General features: G+C 69.2%; 17 protein-coding genes. 13 read left to right on the forward strand and 4 right to left on the reverse strand.

What is annotated here, in order from left to right:
* Nucleotides 1–34 precede the first annotated feature (34 nt).
* The 8 genes from atpA to H1W00_RS14790 all read left to right on the forward strand — a co-directional run bounded on the left by atpA (nt 35) and on the right by H1W00_RS14790 (nt 7,790).
* Nucleotides 35–1,678: a F0F1 ATP synthase subunit alpha gene (gene atpA / locus H1W00_RS14760; protein ID WP_181756578.1), complete on the forward strand. Its 1,644-nt coding sequence runs from the start codon at nt 35–37 to the stop codon at nt 1,676–1,678.
* Nucleotides 1,679–1,680: 2 nt separating this feature from the next.
* Complete coding sequence (locus H1W00_RS14765; RefSeq protein WP_078700523.1) at nt 1,681–2,610, forward strand: F0F1 ATP synthase subunit gamma; 930 nt, start codon at nt 1,681–1,683, stop codon at nt 2,608–2,610.
* Nucleotides 2,611–2,620: 10 nt separating this feature from the next.
* Nucleotides 2,621–4,075, forward strand: a complete 1,455-nt coding sequence (gene atpD, locus H1W00_RS14770) for a F0F1 ATP synthase subunit beta (protein ID WP_181756579.1) — start codon at nt 2,621–2,623, stop codon at nt 4,073–4,075.
* 11 nt (nt 4,076–4,086) lie between these two features.
* Nucleotides 4,087–4,458: a F0F1 ATP synthase subunit epsilon gene (locus H1W00_RS14775; RefSeq protein WP_181756580.1), complete on the forward strand. Its 372-nt coding sequence runs from the start codon at nt 4,087–4,089 to the stop codon at nt 4,456–4,458.
* 23 nt (nt 4,459–4,481) lie between these two features.
* Nucleotides 4,482–4,928: a DUF2550 domain-containing protein gene (locus H1W00_RS14780; protein ID WP_181756581.1), complete on the forward strand. Its 447-nt coding sequence runs from the start codon at nt 4,482–4,484 to the stop codon at nt 4,926–4,928.
* Nucleotides 4,929–4,996: 68 nt separating this feature from the next.
* Nucleotides 4,997–5,122 (forward strand): hypothetical protein, encoded by a 126-nt coding sequence (locus H1W00_RS16885; protein ID WP_269456861.1) that lies wholly within the window; start codon nt 4,997–4,999, stop codon nt 5,120–5,122.
* Nucleotides 5,123–5,153: 31 nt separating this feature from the next.
* Nucleotides 5,154–5,735: a cob(I)yrinic acid a,c-diamide adenosyltransferase gene (locus H1W00_RS14785; protein WP_181756582.1), complete on the forward strand. Its 582-nt coding sequence runs from the start codon at nt 5,154–5,156 to the stop codon at nt 5,733–5,735.
* Between the two features lie 69 nt (nt 5,736–5,804).
* The gene (locus H1W00_RS14790) at nt 5,805–7,790 is read left to right on the forward strand and encodes a protein meaA (RefSeq protein ID WP_181756583.1); all 1,986 of its coding nucleotides are present in this window, start codon (nt 5,805–5,807) and stop codon (nt 7,788–7,790) included.
* Nucleotides 7,791–7,885: 95 nt separating this feature from the next.
* Here H1W00_RS14790 and H1W00_RS14795 read toward each other — a convergent pair whose 3' ends face one another.
* Nucleotides 7,886–8,086 (reverse strand): hypothetical protein, encoded by a 201-nt coding sequence (locus H1W00_RS14795; RefSeq protein ID WP_153303014.1) that lies wholly within the window; start codon nt 8,084–8,086, stop codon nt 7,886–7,888.
* Nucleotides 8,087–8,138: 52 nt separating this feature from the next.
* Here H1W00_RS14795 and H1W00_RS14800 point away from each other — a divergent pair, with 52 nt between their 5' ends.
* Both H1W00_RS14800 and H1W00_RS14805 read left to right on the forward strand, forming a co-directional pair.
* Nucleotides 8,139–8,663 (forward strand): ferritin, encoded by a 525-nt coding sequence (locus H1W00_RS14800; protein WP_181756584.1) that lies wholly within the window; start codon nt 8,139–8,141, stop codon nt 8,661–8,663.
* A 4-nt stretch (nt 8,664–8,667) separates the two neighbouring features.
* Nucleotides 8,668–9,606: an endonuclease/exonuclease/phosphatase family protein gene (locus H1W00_RS14805; RefSeq protein WP_181756585.1), complete on the forward strand. Its 939-nt coding sequence runs from the start codon at nt 8,668–8,670 to the stop codon at nt 9,604–9,606.
* Between the two features lie 131 nt (nt 9,607–9,737).
* On the opposite strand, the gene nucS is transcribed toward H1W00_RS14805, so the two are convergent.
* A complete protein-coding gene (gene nucS / locus H1W00_RS14810; RefSeq protein WP_181756586.1) occupies nt 9,738–10,415 on the reverse strand; it encodes an endonuclease NucS in 678 nt (225 codons plus the stop codon).
* Entirely contained in the window at nt 10,412–10,780 is a 369-nt protein-coding gene (locus H1W00_RS14815; protein ID WP_181756587.1) for a hypothetical protein, read from the reverse strand. Before H1W00_RS14815 ends, nucS begins: the two co-directional genes overlap by 4 nt.
* Before the next feature lie 96 nt (nt 10,781–10,876).
* Between H1W00_RS14815 and H1W00_RS14820 the strand changes: the two genes are divergently transcribed.
* Genes H1W00_RS14820 through H1W00_RS14830 form a run of 3 tightly spaced genes read left to right on the forward strand, consistent with a single transcriptional unit; the run spans nt 10,877 to nt 13,214 of the window.
* Entirely contained in the window at nt 10,877–12,067 is a 1,191-nt protein-coding gene (locus H1W00_RS14820; protein ID WP_181756588.1) for a 3-hydroxyacyl-CoA dehydrogenase NAD-binding domain-containing protein, read from the forward strand.
* Between the two features lie 51 nt (nt 12,068–12,118).
* A complete protein-coding gene (locus H1W00_RS14825; protein ID WP_153303015.1) occupies nt 12,119–12,394 on the forward strand; it encodes a hypothetical protein in 276 nt (91 codons plus the stop codon).
* Between the two features lie 43 nt (nt 12,395–12,437).
* Entirely contained in the window at nt 12,438–13,214 is a 777-nt protein-coding gene (locus H1W00_RS14830) for an alpha/beta hydrolase (RefSeq protein WP_181756589.1), read from the forward strand.
* Here H1W00_RS14830 and H1W00_RS14835 read toward each other — a convergent pair.
* A complete protein-coding gene (locus H1W00_RS14835; RefSeq protein ID WP_181756590.1) occupies nt 13,195–14,250 on the reverse strand; it encodes a DUF418 domain-containing protein in 1,056 nt (351 codons plus the stop codon). The two genes, H1W00_RS14830 and H1W00_RS14835, sit on opposite strands and share 20 nt — an antisense overlap.
* Nucleotides 14,251–14,254 lie beyond the last annotated feature (4 nt).

The raw sequence follows: 14,254 nt of genomic DNA on the forward strand, positions 1-14,254 counted from the left end.
ACGCACCGTTCGCACAAGAAGGCAGGCACACAGCATGACTGAACTCTCGATTCGTCCGGAGGAGATCCGCGACGCGTTGCAGAAGTTCGTGTCGGACTACACCCCGACGCAGGGCGAGGCCGAAGAGGTCGGCATCGTCGCGTCGGCGGCCGACGGCATCGCGCAGGTCGAGGGTCTTCCCTCAGCGATGGCCAACGAACTGCTCGAGTTCGAGGACGGCACCCTCGGTCTGGCGCTGAACCTCGACGTCCGCCAGATCGGCGTCGTCATCCTCGGTGACTTCGCCGGCATCGAAGAAGGCCAGAAGGTCAAGCGCACGGGCGAGGTTCTCTCGGTCCCCGTGGGCGAGGGCTACCTCGGACGCGTCGTCGACCCGCTCGGCAACCCGATCGACGGCCTCGGCGAGATCACCGGCATCGAGGAGCGTCGCGCCCTGGAGCTCCAGGCGCCGAACGTGATGCAGCGCAAGAGCGTCCACGAGCCCCTGATGACCGGCCTCAAGGCGATCGACTCGCTGACCCCGGTCGGCCGCGGCCAGCGCCAGCTGATCATCGGTGACCGCCAGACCGGCAAGACCGCCATCGCGATCGACACGATCATCAACCAGAAGGAGTTCTGGGAGTCGGGCGATCCGAGCAAGCAGGTCCGCTGCATCTACGTCGGCATCGGTCAGAAGGGCTCGACCATCGCCAGCGTGCGCGGCGCCCTCGAGGCGGCCGGCGCGCTGGAGTACACGACGATCGTCGCATCCCCCGCATCGGACTCGGCCGGCTTCAAGTACCTGGCCCCGTACACCGGCTCGGCCATCGGCCAGCACTGGATGTACCAGAGCAAGCACGTCCTGATCATCTTCGACGACCTGTCGAAGCAGGCCGAGGCCTACCGCGCCGTGTCGCTGCTGCTGCGTCGCCCGCCGGGCCGCGAGGCCTACCCCGGCGACGTGTTCTACCTGCACTCGCGGCTGCTCGAGCGTTGCGCCAAGCTCAGCGACGACCTGGGCGCGGGCTCGATGACCGGCCTGCCGATCATCGAGACCAAGGCCAACGACGTGTCGGCGTACATCCCGACCAACGTCATCTCGATCACCGACGGTCAGATCTTCCTGCAGTCGGACCTGTTCAACGCCAACCAGCGTCCCGCGGTCGATGTCGGCATCTCGGTGTCGCGCGTCGGCGGCTCGGCGATGACCAAGGCGATGAAGGCCGTCACCGGCTCGCTCAAGGTCGAGCTCGCCCAGTACCGCGCCATGGAGGCGTTCGCGATGTTCGCGTCCGACCTCGATGCCGCGTCCAAGGCCCAGCTCGCCCGCGGCCAGCGCCTCATGGAGCTGTTCAAGCAGGCGCAGTACGACCCGTTCTCGATGGAGAAGCAGGTCGTCTCACTCTGGGCCGCCACCACCGGCAAGCTCGACGCCGTGCCGGTCTCGGACATCCACCGCTTCGAGGCCGAGTTCCAGGACTACGTCAAGCGTTCGCACCCCGGGGTGCTCGACGCGATCCGCGAGAGCGGCAAGTTCGAGGACTCCAGCGCCCAGGCGCTTGACGAGGCCTACGACTCGTTCCTCGACCAGTTCGAGACCGGTGACGGTGAGTCGATCAAGGCCGGGCACGAAGAGTTCGACGCCCTCGCCGACGAGGACGTCGAGCAGGAGCAGATCGTCCGACAGAAGCGAGGCTGACGATGGCAGTCTCACTCCGCGAGTACCGCGCGAAGATCAGGTCGACCCAGTCGACCAAGAAGATCACGCGTGCGATGGAGTTGATCGCCGCGTCGCGGATCATCAAGGCCCAGCAGGCCGCGGCCGCGGCCGCACCGTACGCGCGTGAACTCACGCGTGCGGTGTCGGCCCTGGCCACGTACTCCAACGTCAACCACGTGCTGACGACCGAGAACCCCGACGCCAAGCGCGCCGCGATTCTCGTCATCGCCAGCGACCGTGGTCTGGCGGGCGCGTACGCCTCGAGCGTGCTGAAGGAGACCGAGCAGCTCGCCGAGCGTCTGCGTGCCGAGGGCAAGGAGGTCACGTACTTCCTGGCCGGCCGCAAGGCGGAGTCGTACTTCAACTTCCGCCAGCGTCCGTTCGAGACCTCGTGGACCGGCTTCTCCGACAAGCCGACCTACGACGACGCCCGCACGATGGGCGATGCGCTGATCTCGCGCGGTGCCCAGCACGAGTCCGACGAGGACGAGGCGAGCGACGCCCCCGAGATCGACGAGCTCTTCGTGGTCTACACGCGGTTCAAGTCGATGCTGGTGCAGGAGCCGACGGCGATCCGCCTGTTCCCGCTCGAGATCGTCGAGGGTGAGGAGTCCCCGGAGGAGTCCGAGGTTCTTCCGCTCTACGAGTTCGAGCCCAGTGCGGCCGAGGTGCTCGAGGCGGTCCTGCCGAAGTACCTCTACAGCCGCATCTACTCCTGCCTGCTGCAGGCGGCGGCCTCCGAGCTCGCCGCGCGACAGAAGGCCATGAAGTCCGCGACCGACAACGCGCAGGACCTGATCGAGAAGTACACCCGACTGGCGAACCAGGCTCGCCAGGCCGGCATCACCCAAGAAATCAGCGAGATCGTGGGTGGCGCTAACGCGCTCGCCGAGGCCTCCCAGTCCGATTGAGGAAGAGACCATGACTGCAACCGTCGAAGAGACCACCAACGACTCGGCCGCCGTGACCGGCCGCGTCGCCCGGGTCATCGGCCCGGTGCTCGACATCGAGTTCCCGGCCGACCAGATGCCCGAGATCTACAACGCCCTGCTGGTCGACACTGAGGTCGCCGGCACCAAGGAGACGCTGACCCTCGAGGTCGCGCAGCACATTGGCGACGGCATGGTCCGCGCGATCAGCCTGCGACCCACCGACGGCGTCGTCCGCGGTACCCCGGTCACCGACACCGGCGAGCCCATCTCGGTGCCCGTCGGCGACCAGACGCTCGGCAAGGTTTTCAACACCACCGGTCAGGTCATGAACCTGGCCGAGGGTGAGACCTGGGACGTCCAGGAGCGTTGGGGCATCCACCGCAAGGCGCCCGCGTTCGACCAGCTCGAGCCCAAGACCGAGATGTTCCAGACCGGCATCAAGGTCATCGACCTGCTGACGCCGTACGTCCTCGGCGGCAAGATCGGCCTGTTCGGTGGTGCCGGCGTCGGCAAGACCGTGCTGATCCAGGAGATGATCGCCCGCGTCGCCAAGGACCACGACGGCGTGTCGGTGTTCGCCGGTGTCGGCGAGCGCACCCGCGAGGGCAACGACCTCATCGTCGAGATGGAGGAGTCGGGCGTCCTCGACAAGGTGGCGCTGGTCTTCGGCCAGATGGACGAGCCGCCGGGAGCGCGTCTGCGCGTCGCCCTGTCGGCCCTGACCATGGCCGAGTACTTCCGCGACGTTCAGAAGCAGGACGTGCTGCTGTTCATCGACAACATCTTCCGGTTCACCCAGGCCGGCTCGGAGGTCTCGACCCTGCTGGGTCGCGTCCCCTCGGCCGTGGGCTACCAGCCCACGCTGGCCGACGAGATGGGCGTGCTGCAGGAGCGGATCACCTCGACGCGTGGTCACTCGATCACCTCGATGCAGGCGATCTACGTGCCCGCCGACGACTACACCGACCCGGCCCCGGCCACGACGTTCGCCCACCTGGACGCCACGACCGAGCTGAGCCGCGAGATCGCGTCGCTGGGCATCTACCCGGCCGTGGACCCGCTGACGTCGACGTCGCGCATCCTGGACCCCCGCTACATCGCCGCCGATCACTACGCGACGGCGAACCGGGTCAAGGGCATCCTGCAGCGCAACCAGGAGCTCCAGGACATCATCGCGATCCTCGGTGTCGACGAGCTCAGCGAGGAGGACAAGACGATCGTGTCCCGCGCGCGTCGTATCCAGCGCTTCCTCTCCCAGAACACCTACGTGGCCAAGCAGTTCACCGGCATCGAGGGCTCGACCGTCCCGCTCGACGAGACGATCGACGCCTTCACGAAGATCTGTGACGGCGACTACGACCACGTGGCGGAGCAGGCGTTCTTCATGTGCGGCGGTCTGGACGACGTCGACAAGAAGTGGGCCGACATCCAGAAGAACCTCTGAGGTCCGCTGACATGACACTGCAGATCGAGCTCGTCGCCGCCGACCGCGTCGTGTGGTCGGGTGAGGCCCGTGAGGTCATCGCCCGTACCGCCGAGGGCGACATCGGCGTGCTCACCGGCCATGCGCCGCTGCTGTCGCTGCTGGTGCCCGGTGTCGTCGAGATCTTCCCCGTCGAGGGCGACACCGTGCGTGCCGCCGTCGCCGAGGGGTTCATCTCGGTCGCCGCCGACCGCGTGTCGATCCTGTCCGAGGACACGTTCCTCGCCGACGAGGTCGACGAGTCGGCCACCCAGGCTGAGCTGGAGAAGGCCCGGTCGTCCGAGGACGACCTGGCCGTCCGCCGTGCCGAGGCGAAGCTGCGCCTCATCGGCAAGGCGTCCTGATGGTGATCGCGAGGCAGTGATCGATGCCGCTCTGGTTGTGGCTGGTCGACTCCCTCGCGATCATCGTCGTGCTGGGCCTGCTGTTCCTCGGCGGGCTCGTCGCCCGGCGGCGCTGGATCGCCCGCAAGGGCGTGACCTTCGAACTGAGCGTGAACCGTGGCGCCGAGCACTCAGCCTCCGGCTGGGTGCTCGGCGTCGCGGTCTATCGCGACGACGCCATCGACTGGTACCGCACCTTCTCCTTCTCGGCGCGTCCCCGACACCGGTTCGTCCGTGGGGGAGTGCTCATCGAGGGCCGCCGCCAGCCCGAGGGTGCCGAGGCGTACGCGCTGCACGACGGGCACATCGTGGTGCGCACCGAGAACGCCGAGGGGATCGAGCAGTTCGCGCTGAGCCCGAACTCGCTCACCGGGCTGCTCTCGTGGCTGGAGTCCTCGCCGCCCGGGCGCGGCGTCAACAACGTCCTGTGACCTGAACTGGTGCGGCGGACCTTGCCGTTTCGGTTGCCGAGCGCTCGCTTAACCCTCACACTGATGACATGAAGAAGCTCATCGCTGCAGTCCTCCTCGCCCTCGCTGTCGCCGCCGGTACGGTCGCGTCGCCCGCCCAGGCGGACGACACCTCCAGCATCAAGATCCGTGTTCAGGCGATCGACTGGATGTGAGCCGCTGAGGCCACACCTCTAGGGTGAACCCATGGTTCACCTCACGAAGATCTACACCCGAACAGGTGACGACGGCACCACCAACCTCGTCGACTTCAGCCGCACGTCGAAGAACGACGTGCGGCTGATCGTCTATGCCGACGTCGACGAGGCGAACAGCCAGATCGGTGTCGCGCTGGCCACGGGTGAGCTCGACGCCGACGTCACGGCGGTGCTGACGCACATCCAGAACGACCTGTTCGACCTGGGCTCCGACGTCGGCAACCCGATCGTGGCCGAGCCCAAGTACGTCCCGCTGCGGGTCGAGCCCGACTACGTCGAGCGGCTCGAGCAGTGGTGCGACCGCTTCAACGAGGTCACCCCGAAGCTGGACTCGTTCATCCTGCCCGGCGGCACTCTCGCCGCCGCCCACCTCCACGTGGCGCGCACCGTGACGCGCCGCGCCGAGCGTGCCGCCTGGCGCGCGATCGAGGAGCACGGCGACACGGTCAACGTGCTCGTGGCGAAGTACCTCAACCGGCTGAGCGACCTGCTGTTCATCCTCGGCCGCTACGCGAACCGCGAGCGCGGCGACGTGCTCTGGGTCCCCGGCGGCGATCGCTCCGGCGCCTGAGCCACGCGCGGGGGCGAGCGCTGGGTGGACCGTCGTTCGCACGTCCGGGGCCAGCGGTACCCTTGCCGCATGTCAGTGCAGCCTGATCGCCCGTGGGTGATGCGAACCTACGCCGGCCACAGCTCCGCAGCCGAGTCCAACGCGCTCTACCGACGCAATCTGTCGAAGGGCCAGACCGGTCTGTCGGTCGCCTTCGACCTGCCGACGCAGACGGGGTACGACCCCGACCACGTCCTGTCGCGCGGCGAGGTCGGCAAGGTCGGCGTGCCGATCCCTCACCTGGGTGCGATGCGTCGTCTCTTCGAGGACATCCCGCTCTCGGAGATGAACACGTCGATGACCATCAACGCCACGGCCATGTGGCTGCTGGCGATGTACCAGGTGGCCGCCGAGGAGCAGGGTGTCGACGCGTCGGCCCTGGCCGGCACGACGCAGAACGACATCATCAAGGAGTACCTGTCGCGCGGAACCTACGTGTTCCCGCCCGAGGCCTCGCTGCGCCTGACCACCGACATGATCGCGTACACGGTCGCGAACATCCCGAAGTGGAACCCGCTGAACATCTGCAGCTACCACCTGCAGGAGGCCGGGGCCACGCCCGTGCAGGAGCTGGCCTTCGCGATGAGCACCGCGATCGCGGTCCTCGACGCGGTCAAGGACTCCGGCCAGGTGCCCGAAGACCAGTTCGAGCAGGTCGTGGGCCGCATCTCCTTCTTCGTGAACGCCGGCGTGCGCTTCGTCGAGGAGATGTGCAAGATGCGCGCGTTCGGTCGGATGTGGGAGGAGATCACCCGCGACCGCTACGGCGTCACCGACCCGAAGATGCGCCGCTTCCGCTACGGCGTGCAGGTCAACTCCCTCGGCCTGACCGAGGCGCAGCCCGAGAACAACGTCCAGCGCATCGTCCTGGAGATGCTGGGCGTCACGCTCAGCAAGAACGCCCGCGCGCGTGCCGTGCAGCTGCCGGCATGGAATGAGGCGCTGGGCCTGCCGCGGCCGTGGGACCAGCAGTGGTCCCTGCGCCTGCAGCAGGTGCTGGCCTACGAGTCCGACCTGCTCGAGTACGGCGACATCTTCGACGGCTCGCACGTCATCGAGGCCAAGGTCGACGAGCTGGTCGAGGGCGCGAAGGCCGAGATGGACCGCGTCCAGGCGATGGGCGGCGCCGTCGCCGCCGTCGTCTCGGGCTACATGAAGCAGGAGCTGGTCACCTCGCACGCCGAGCGGCGCGCGCGGATCGAGTCCGGCGAGATGAAGGTCGTGGGCCTCAACAGCTTCGTCGAGACCGAGCCGTCGCCGCTGACGGCCGACCTCGACGCCGCCATCATGGTCGCCGACCCGAAGGCCGAGGCGAACGCGATCGCCGACGTCCAGCAGTGGCGCAGCCAGCGCGACCAGGCCGCCGTCGACGCGGCCCTGGAGGCCGTGCAGCAGCAGGCCAAGACCGACGAGAACCTCATGGCCGCCACGCTCGACGCCGTGCGCGCCGGTGCCACCGTGGGCGAGTGGTCCGCGGCGCTGCGCGAGGTCTTCGGCGAGTACCGGGCGCCCACGGGCGTGGCAGGAGTGAGTGGCGTGGCCGAAGCCGGATCCGAACTGACTGCCGTGCGCGAGAAAGTGCGCCAGACCGGCGAGGAGCTGGGCGGACGCCTGCGCTTCCTCGTGGGCAAGCCGGGCCTCGACGGGCACTCCAACGGTGCCGAGCAGGTCGCCGTCCGAGCCCGCGACGCCGGCTTCGAGGTCATCTACCAGGGCATCCGGCTGACGCCCGAGCAGATCGTCGCCGCCGCGGTGGCCGAGGACGTCCACGTCGTGGGCCTGTCGATCCTGTCCGGTTCGCACATGGAGCTCGTGCCCGACGTCCAGAAGGGCCTGGCCGACGCCGGCCTGACGAACGTGCCGATCATCGTGGGCGGGATCATCCCCGACTCCGACGGCCGCAAGCTCGAGGCCGCCGGCATCGCCGCGGTCTTCACGCCGAAGGACTTCGGCATGACCGACATCATGTCGCGCGTCGTCGACGAGATCCGCAAGGCCAACGACCTGCCGGTCTGATCACGAGAGGACAGGCGCGCGAAGGCTCGCCTGTCCTTCGTGGCGACGGCGGGTCCGGACCAATAGGCTCGGCGTGATCGAAGCAGTCGAAGTGATCAGGCGGCCAACGGCTTGGTCTTGGTCTTGGAGGGTTTCGAGGACTTCTTCTTGTCCTTGTCCTTCTTCTTGACCTTGACCAGCTTGCGCTTCTTGACGGTGTAGCCGTCGGGGAGGGTGCCTTCGGCCATCATGCGAATCGGGCAGCGCTTGCAGCGCGGCTTGCTCACGCAGCACTTCTTCTTCGGCGGCTTCGGCACACCCACCACGGTACAGCGCGAAGGTTAGGCTGACCTAGCCAGAGGAGGAAACATGGCTTCCGAGCAGTTCGTGAAGGCCCTGCAGGATCAGATCGGTCACGAGTTCAGCGCGCACCAGCAGTACGTCGGCATCGCGACGTACTACGACGCGCTCACCATGCCGCAGATGGCCGCGCTGTTCTACGCGCAGGCCCTCGAGGAGCGCGACCACGCGATGATGATGGTCCAGTACCTGCTCGACCAGGACCAGCGCGTCGTGATCCCGGCCCTCGCCGCTCCGCGGATGGACTTCGCCGACGTCGTCGAGCCGGTCGCGGCGGCCCTGGAGCAGGAGAAGCGCGTGACCGCGCAGATCAACGAGCTCACCCGCCTGGCGCGCGAGGACAACGACTTCGCCTCCGACCAGTTCATGCAGTGGTTCATCAAGGAGCAGGTCGAGGAGGTCGCGAAGATGAGCGACCTGCTGGCCGTCGTCACCCGCTCGAAGGACGACTACGAGCGCATCGAGGACTGGATCGCGCGCGAGGAGACCGGCGAGGGCTCCGACCCCACCGCGCCGCCGATCGCGGGCGCCTGACGTCGTGAGGGTCGTCCGGGCGCTGCTGACGGTCGTCGCCGTGGCGCTGCTGCTGCTGGCGGCGACACCGTGGATCGACCGGATCGAGCCGTCCTGGCTCCCCGCGGTCCAGGCACTGGGCCGGCTGTGGATCGTGCTCGCCGTCGTGGGCATCGTCCTCAGCCTGCTCACGCGGGCGTGGCTCGCCCTGGGCGCGAACGCCGTGGTGATCGCCGTGGCGCTCGTGACGATCCTCAACGTCAGCAACCGGCCGGCCTGCGACGCGGGGGAGTCCCGCCTGTCGGTGATGACCTTCAACGCGTTCTACGGTGAGGCCGACGTGGCCCAGCTGGCGGCCGCGGTGCAGCGCCATGACGTCGACGTCCTGGTCCTGGCCGAGGCGACCGAGCCGATGATCGCGGCGCTGTCGGCCACGGAGGCCGGCAGCCGCTTCACACACCGCACCGGGCAGACCGTCGAGGGGCGCGACACCGAGGGCACCGCGATCCTGTCGCGGTACCGCGCCACCCGGGTGGAGGTGCCGGCGGGCGAGGCCGACACCTTCCAGCAGCCCGCCCTGTCGGTCGACGTGGCCGGGACGCCCATCCTGGTGCGCGCGGTGCACCCGAAGCCGCCGATCGAGCAGTGGCTCGAGGACTGGCGTGCGGGACTTCTCGAGCTGGGGGAGTGGCAGCGCGCGAACCGCGGCCGACCGCTCGTGATGGCGGGCGACTTCAACGCCTCCTCGGCCCACGCCGCCTTCCGCGATGCCAAGCGCGGCATGTACGACACGGCGGGCCCGTGGCCCACGGCCACCCGGCCCCAGAACCGCGCCCACCCGCCGTTCGCCGACATCGACCACGTGCTCGTGCGCGGGCTGACCGTGCAGGGCAACGGCACCGAGGACATCAAGGGCAGCGACCACCGCGCCGTGTGGGCCGACCTGCGCGTCTGCACCCGCTAGTGCGCGTGATCTCGATATGCGTCTCGCTGCGCTCGCCTGCTACTCGATCGCCGGTGGCGCTGGCTGGATCGCCGGTGGTCGAGTAGCTCGCGAGGGACGAGCGGCGTATCGAGACCACGTCCACCCGGAGGTCAGAACAGGCGCAGGCTCGGGTCGTCGAGTCCGCGCAGCTCGTCGTAGTCGACGACGACGCAGTCGATGCCGCGGTCCTTGGCCAAGGTGCGGGCCTGGGGCTTGATCTCCTGGGCGGCGAAGATGCCGCGCACGGGGCGCAGCTTGGGGTCGCGGTTCATCAGCTCGAGGTAGCGGGTCAGCTGCTCGACGCCGTCGATCTCGCCACGGCGCTTGATCTCCACGGCGACCGAGGCGCCGGCGGCGTCGCGGCACAGCAGGTCGACCGGACCGATCGCGGTCATGTACTCGCGGCGCACGAGCGTCATGCCCTCCTCGAGGGCGACGGTGTGCTCGGCCAGCAGCTCCTGGAGGTGCTTCTCGACACCGTCCTTCTGCAGTCCCGGGTCGACGCCCAGCTCGTGCTCGGAGTCGTGGATGACCTCCTCGAGCCGGATCCGCAGCGTGTCGTCGGTCTTCCTCGCGGTAACGGTCCACTCGGGCACGCCGTCCTCGGCGACTCCCTCGCGCAGCGTGCACGGCGGGCTCATCCAGTTGAGGGGCTTGTAGGAGCCTCCGTCGGCGTGCACCAGTACGGAGCCGTCGGACTTGACCATGATGACCCGCAGGGCCAGCGGCAGGTGGGCCGTCAGGCGTCCGGCGTAGTCGACCTGGCAGCGGGCGACGACGATCCTCACAGGCGCTCGAGCATCCCGAGTTTGAAGTTGATGGTGTCGCCCGAGAGCTCGCCCTCGGTGGTCTCGCCGTCGTCACCGTCGAGGTAGACGATGCCGTCCTCGACCCGGTAGGCGCCGCGACGGAAGTCGACGTTGCCCTCGAAGTCCTCGGTGAACGTGCCGTCGGCCGCGAAGTGCACCGTCCAGTCGGCCTCGTCGGCGCGCCAGGAGCCCACGAGATCGGCCCGCGGATCCTGCGACGGAACGGTGGCGCTGGGCGTCGCCGAGGTCGGGTCGCTGGGCGTCGCGGGCTCCTCCTTGGCACACCCGGCCAGGCCGGTGAACAGGACGAGCGCGACGGCCGTCGCGGCGAGACGTGAGGACATGGGACTCCCATCGAGACATCGGTGCTGTCACGCTACCCTTTCACGAACGCTCGGCGGGAAGCAGCACCGGCGGGCCAAGCCTCCAAGGAGAATCTGATGGCAGAGATCGTCGATAGCATCACCGCCGACGACGAGAAGGGCCGCATCGCGCGGACCCTGCTCTTCCCGTACCTGAACCACGCCGCGACGATGTACGGCGACGGCTACGCGACGGCAGCCGACATCGATGCGGGCATGCGCTTCGGCTGCGGCTACCCGATCGGTCCGCTGGCCCTGATCGACGCACTCGGCGCGAAGACGGTCGTCGACGGTCTCTCCGAGCAGTTCGCCCAGACCGGTGACCCGCTGCACCGCCCGGCCCCCGCGCTGGTCGAGATCGCCGACTCCGGCGCCTCGTTCTCCGGCGAGGGCGCCGACGGCACCCCCGTGCCCGAGGTCAAGCGCCCCGTCGCCTCGGTCGGCGTCGTCGGCACCGGCACGATGGCCTCGGGCATCGCCCAGGTCTTCGCGCAGGCGGGCTACGACGTCGTCTACGTCGGTCGCTCGCAGGAGAAGCTCGACGGCGTCGTCGCCTACGTGACGAAGAACCTCGACCGCGCCGTCGCGCGCGGCAAGCTCGACGAGGCCGGCAAGGACGCCGTGCTCGGCCGTCTCACCGGAGCCACCGAGCGCGAGGCGCTCGCCGACGTCGACCTCGTCGTCGAGGCGATCGCCGAGGACCTCGACATCAAGCTCCAGCTGTTCCGCGACCTCGACCGCGTCTGCAAGCCGGGCGCGATCCTGGCCACCACCACCTCCTCGCTGTCGATCCGGGCGTGCGCCGACGCCACGGCTCGCCCGGCCGATGTCATCGGCATGCACTTCTTCAACCCCGCTCCGGTCATGAAGCTGGTCGAGGTCGTCACCACCGAGGTCACCGACCCCGACGTCGACGAGACGGTGCGCGCCCTGTGCCTGGCCACCGGCAAGCACCCCGTCTCGTGCGGCGACCGCGCGGGCTTCATCGTCAACGCGCTGCTGTTCCCCTACCTGAACGACGCCATCCTGCTGCAGGAGTCCGGTGCGGCCTCCATGGAGCAGATCGACGCCGCCATGAAGGAGACCAAGCTGCCGATGGGCCCGTTCGAGCTGCTCGACGTGGTCGGCAACGACGTCTCGCTGGCGATCCAGCAGACGCTCGTCGACACGTTCGGCCACGAGGGCTGGCAGCCCGCCGAGTCGCTGAAGAAGGTCGTCGCCGAGGGCCGGCTGGGCCGCAAGACCAAGGCTGGCTTCCACACCTACTGAGCAGCACCCGCACGCAGCTCGCGCATGGCCCCGATCGGTACGATCGGGGCCATGTCGCGTCGCAAGGCAGCCGCCGCCCGGGCCGCCCGTCGCGAGCCCCCGGCTCGGCGTGAGGAGCTCGTCCACCGCCGCGCCGGCGACTTCTGGCAGCGCTTCATCACCGGCGCCACGTCCTCGTCGGCGTACCGCTGCCCCGGCTGCGACCAGCTGATCCCGCCGTCGACCCCGCACTTCGTGGTGTGGCCCGACGTGCCGAGCCTGCTGGAGTCCGACGGGATCAACGAGCGCCGCCACTGGCACCAGCACTGCTGGCAGCGGCAGTCCTGACGGCCGCCCGTCGCCGCGTCACCGGCTCGGGCAGGATGGACGTGTGAAGATCACGGGATCGTCGGTGCTTCCCGCCCGACGCGAGGACATCGAGCTCACGACCGCCGCCGGACTGACGCTGGTGGGGGAGCTGGCGCTGCCCGCCGATCGTGATCCCGTCGCCACGATGATCTGCCTGCACCCGCTGCCCACCCACGGCGGGATGATGGACAGCCACGTCTTCCGCAAGGCGTCCTACCGCCTGCCCGCCCTGGCCGACATCGCGGTGCTGCGGTTCAACACGCGGGGCACCGAGAGCGTGCGAGGACGCAGCGAGGGCGAGTTCGACCGGGCCGAGGGCGAGCGCTTCGACGTCGCCGCGGCGATCGAGTACGCCGAGTTCACCGAGCTGCCGAACGTGTGGATGGTCGGCTGGTCCTTCGGGACCGACCTGACCCTCATGTACGGGCTCGAGCCCGACGTGGCCGGCGCCATCCTGCTGTCGCCGCCCCTGCGGTTCAGTCGGCCCGAGCACCTCGAGGCGTGGGCCGCCGACGGCCGTCCCCTCACGGCGCTGGTCCCGGAGCTGGACGACTACCTCCGGCCCGTCGAGGCGCGCGAGCGCTTCGCTGCGGTCCCGCAGGCCGAGGTGATCGCCGTGGACGGCGCCAAGCACCTCTGGGTGGGCGACACCGAGCGCGTGCTCGACGAGATCGTGAGCCGCCTCAACCCGCAGGCCCAGGTGCCGTTGCCGCGCGAGTGGGACGGTCCGATGGAGCGTGCCGACTCCTCGGCCTACGCCGACCGCACCACGGCGGTGTTCAGGGACCAGCCGCGCTGAGGCCGTCGCGCGGTCCCAGGGTGGCCCGCACGATCCGGTGCAGTGCCCACTCGAGCGGCCCCCGGGAGAAGCGCAGGAACCACAGGCTCGCTGCGACGAAGGCGACCCCGAGCGTCCACAGGGCCAGCGCGCCCGAGCCGGACTCGAGCGCGGGGTCGACCTGGATCGCGGCCCAGTAGGCCACGATGTGGCCCACGTAGAGCGTCAGCGCCATGCGCCCGACCGACTCCAGGGGATACGTCAGTCCGCGCGCCTGCGGCGTGAGGGCGATCAGCAGGGCCAACACGGCGACGCAGATCGCCAGGACGGACGCCGCCTCCACCGGGTTCTGCGAGCGGTGGTCCGACGTCAGGGTGGTCAGGACGAGGCTCTCGCGAGCGGCGGGGTCGGCGAGCGTGCGCTGCAGGAGATCGAGCATGAGCTGGTGCAGGAGGATGCCGACTCCGAGACCCACGAAGCCGAGGGCGAGCAGGGTGGACCGGCCGATCCGCAGGCGGCCCAGGCCCAGCCCGACGAGCAGGAAGCCGGTCCACTGGATCGCGGGATAGGGCATGCCGACGAACAGCTCGCCGATCGGGCTGGTGGTCAGCTCGGGCACCCGTTCCACGAGCCACGCGATGATCACGGGGCCGGCGATGCCGAGCACCGAGCCGACGCCGATCAGCACCGGCACGGGCGCTCGCAGGAACGGCAGCGCCGCCACGAAGTACACGGCGTACGAGGCCAGGATGACGGCCACGGGGGTGCCGAGGGCGCTGAGGAAGGCGCCGAGTGCGGCCAGCACCGCGGCGCGCACGAAGATGGCCAGCCGGTCGTCGGCGAGGCGTTCGCCAACGTGGGGCCGTGTCCCGCCGGTGGTGAGCGCGAGCGAGAACCCGGCGACGACGACGAACAGCACGGCGGCACGCCCGTCGCCCACATGCCGCCAGGACGCAGCGACACCCGGATCGAAGTCGATCCGGGTGTCGAGGTGGGCGACCACCATGCCCACGAGCGCGAGTCCACGAGCGGCATCCAGCCCGCGGACTCGCGTCATGTCG

It is taken from the genome of Aeromicrobium phoceense (assembly GCF_013868155.1).
Lineage (GTDB): Bacteria > Actinomycetota > Actinomycetes > Propionibacteriales > Nocardioidaceae > Aeromicrobium > Aeromicrobium phoceense.

Coding starts and splice junctions, on each gene's coding strand:
- H1W00_RS14765 (WP_078700523.1), top strand. CDS start 1,681: ATGGCAGTCTCACTCCGCGAGTACCGCGCGAAGATCAGGTCGACCCAG.
- H1W00_RS16885 (WP_269456861.1), top strand. CDS start 4,997: ATGAAGAAGCTCATCGCTGCAGTCCTCCTCGCCCTCGCTGTCGCCGCC.
- H1W00_RS14780 (WP_181756581.1), top strand. CDS start 4,482: ATGCCGCTCTGGTTGTGGCTGGTCGACTCCCTCGCGATCATCGTCGTG.
- H1W00_RS14800 (WP_181756584.1), top strand. CDS start 8,139: ATGGCTTCCGAGCAGTTCGTGAAGGCCCTGCAGGATCAGATCGGTCAC.
- H1W00_RS14820 (WP_181756588.1), top strand. CDS start 10,877: ATGGCAGAGATCGTCGATAGCATCACCGCCGACGACGAGAAGGGCCGC.
- H1W00_RS14835 (WP_181756590.1), bottom strand. CDS start 14,250: ATGACGCGAGTCCGCGGGCTGGATGCCGCTCGTGGACTCGCGCTCGTG.
- H1W00_RS14815 (WP_181756587.1), bottom strand. CDS start 10,780: ATGTCCTCACGTCTCGCCGCGACGGCCGTCGCGCTCGTCCTGTTCACC.
- atpA (WP_181756578.1), top strand. CDS start 35: ATGACTGAACTCTCGATTCGTCCGGAGGAGATCCGCGACGCGTTGCAG.
- H1W00_RS14775 (WP_181756580.1), top strand. CDS start 4,087: ATGACACTGCAGATCGAGCTCGTCGCCGCCGACCGCGTCGTGTGGTCG.
- H1W00_RS14790 (WP_181756583.1), top strand. CDS start 5,805: ATGTCAGTGCAGCCTGATCGCCCGTGGGTGATGCGAACCTACGCCGGC.
- H1W00_RS14825 (WP_153303015.1), top strand. CDS start 12,119: ATGTCGCGTCGCAAGGCAGCCGCCGCCCGGGCCGCCCGTCGCGAGCCC.
- atpD (WP_181756579.1), top strand. CDS start 2,621: ATGACTGCAACCGTCGAAGAGACCACCAACGACTCGGCCGCCGTGACC.
- H1W00_RS14785 (WP_181756582.1), top strand. CDS start 5,154: ATGGTTCACCTCACGAAGATCTACACCCGAACAGGTGACGACGGCACC.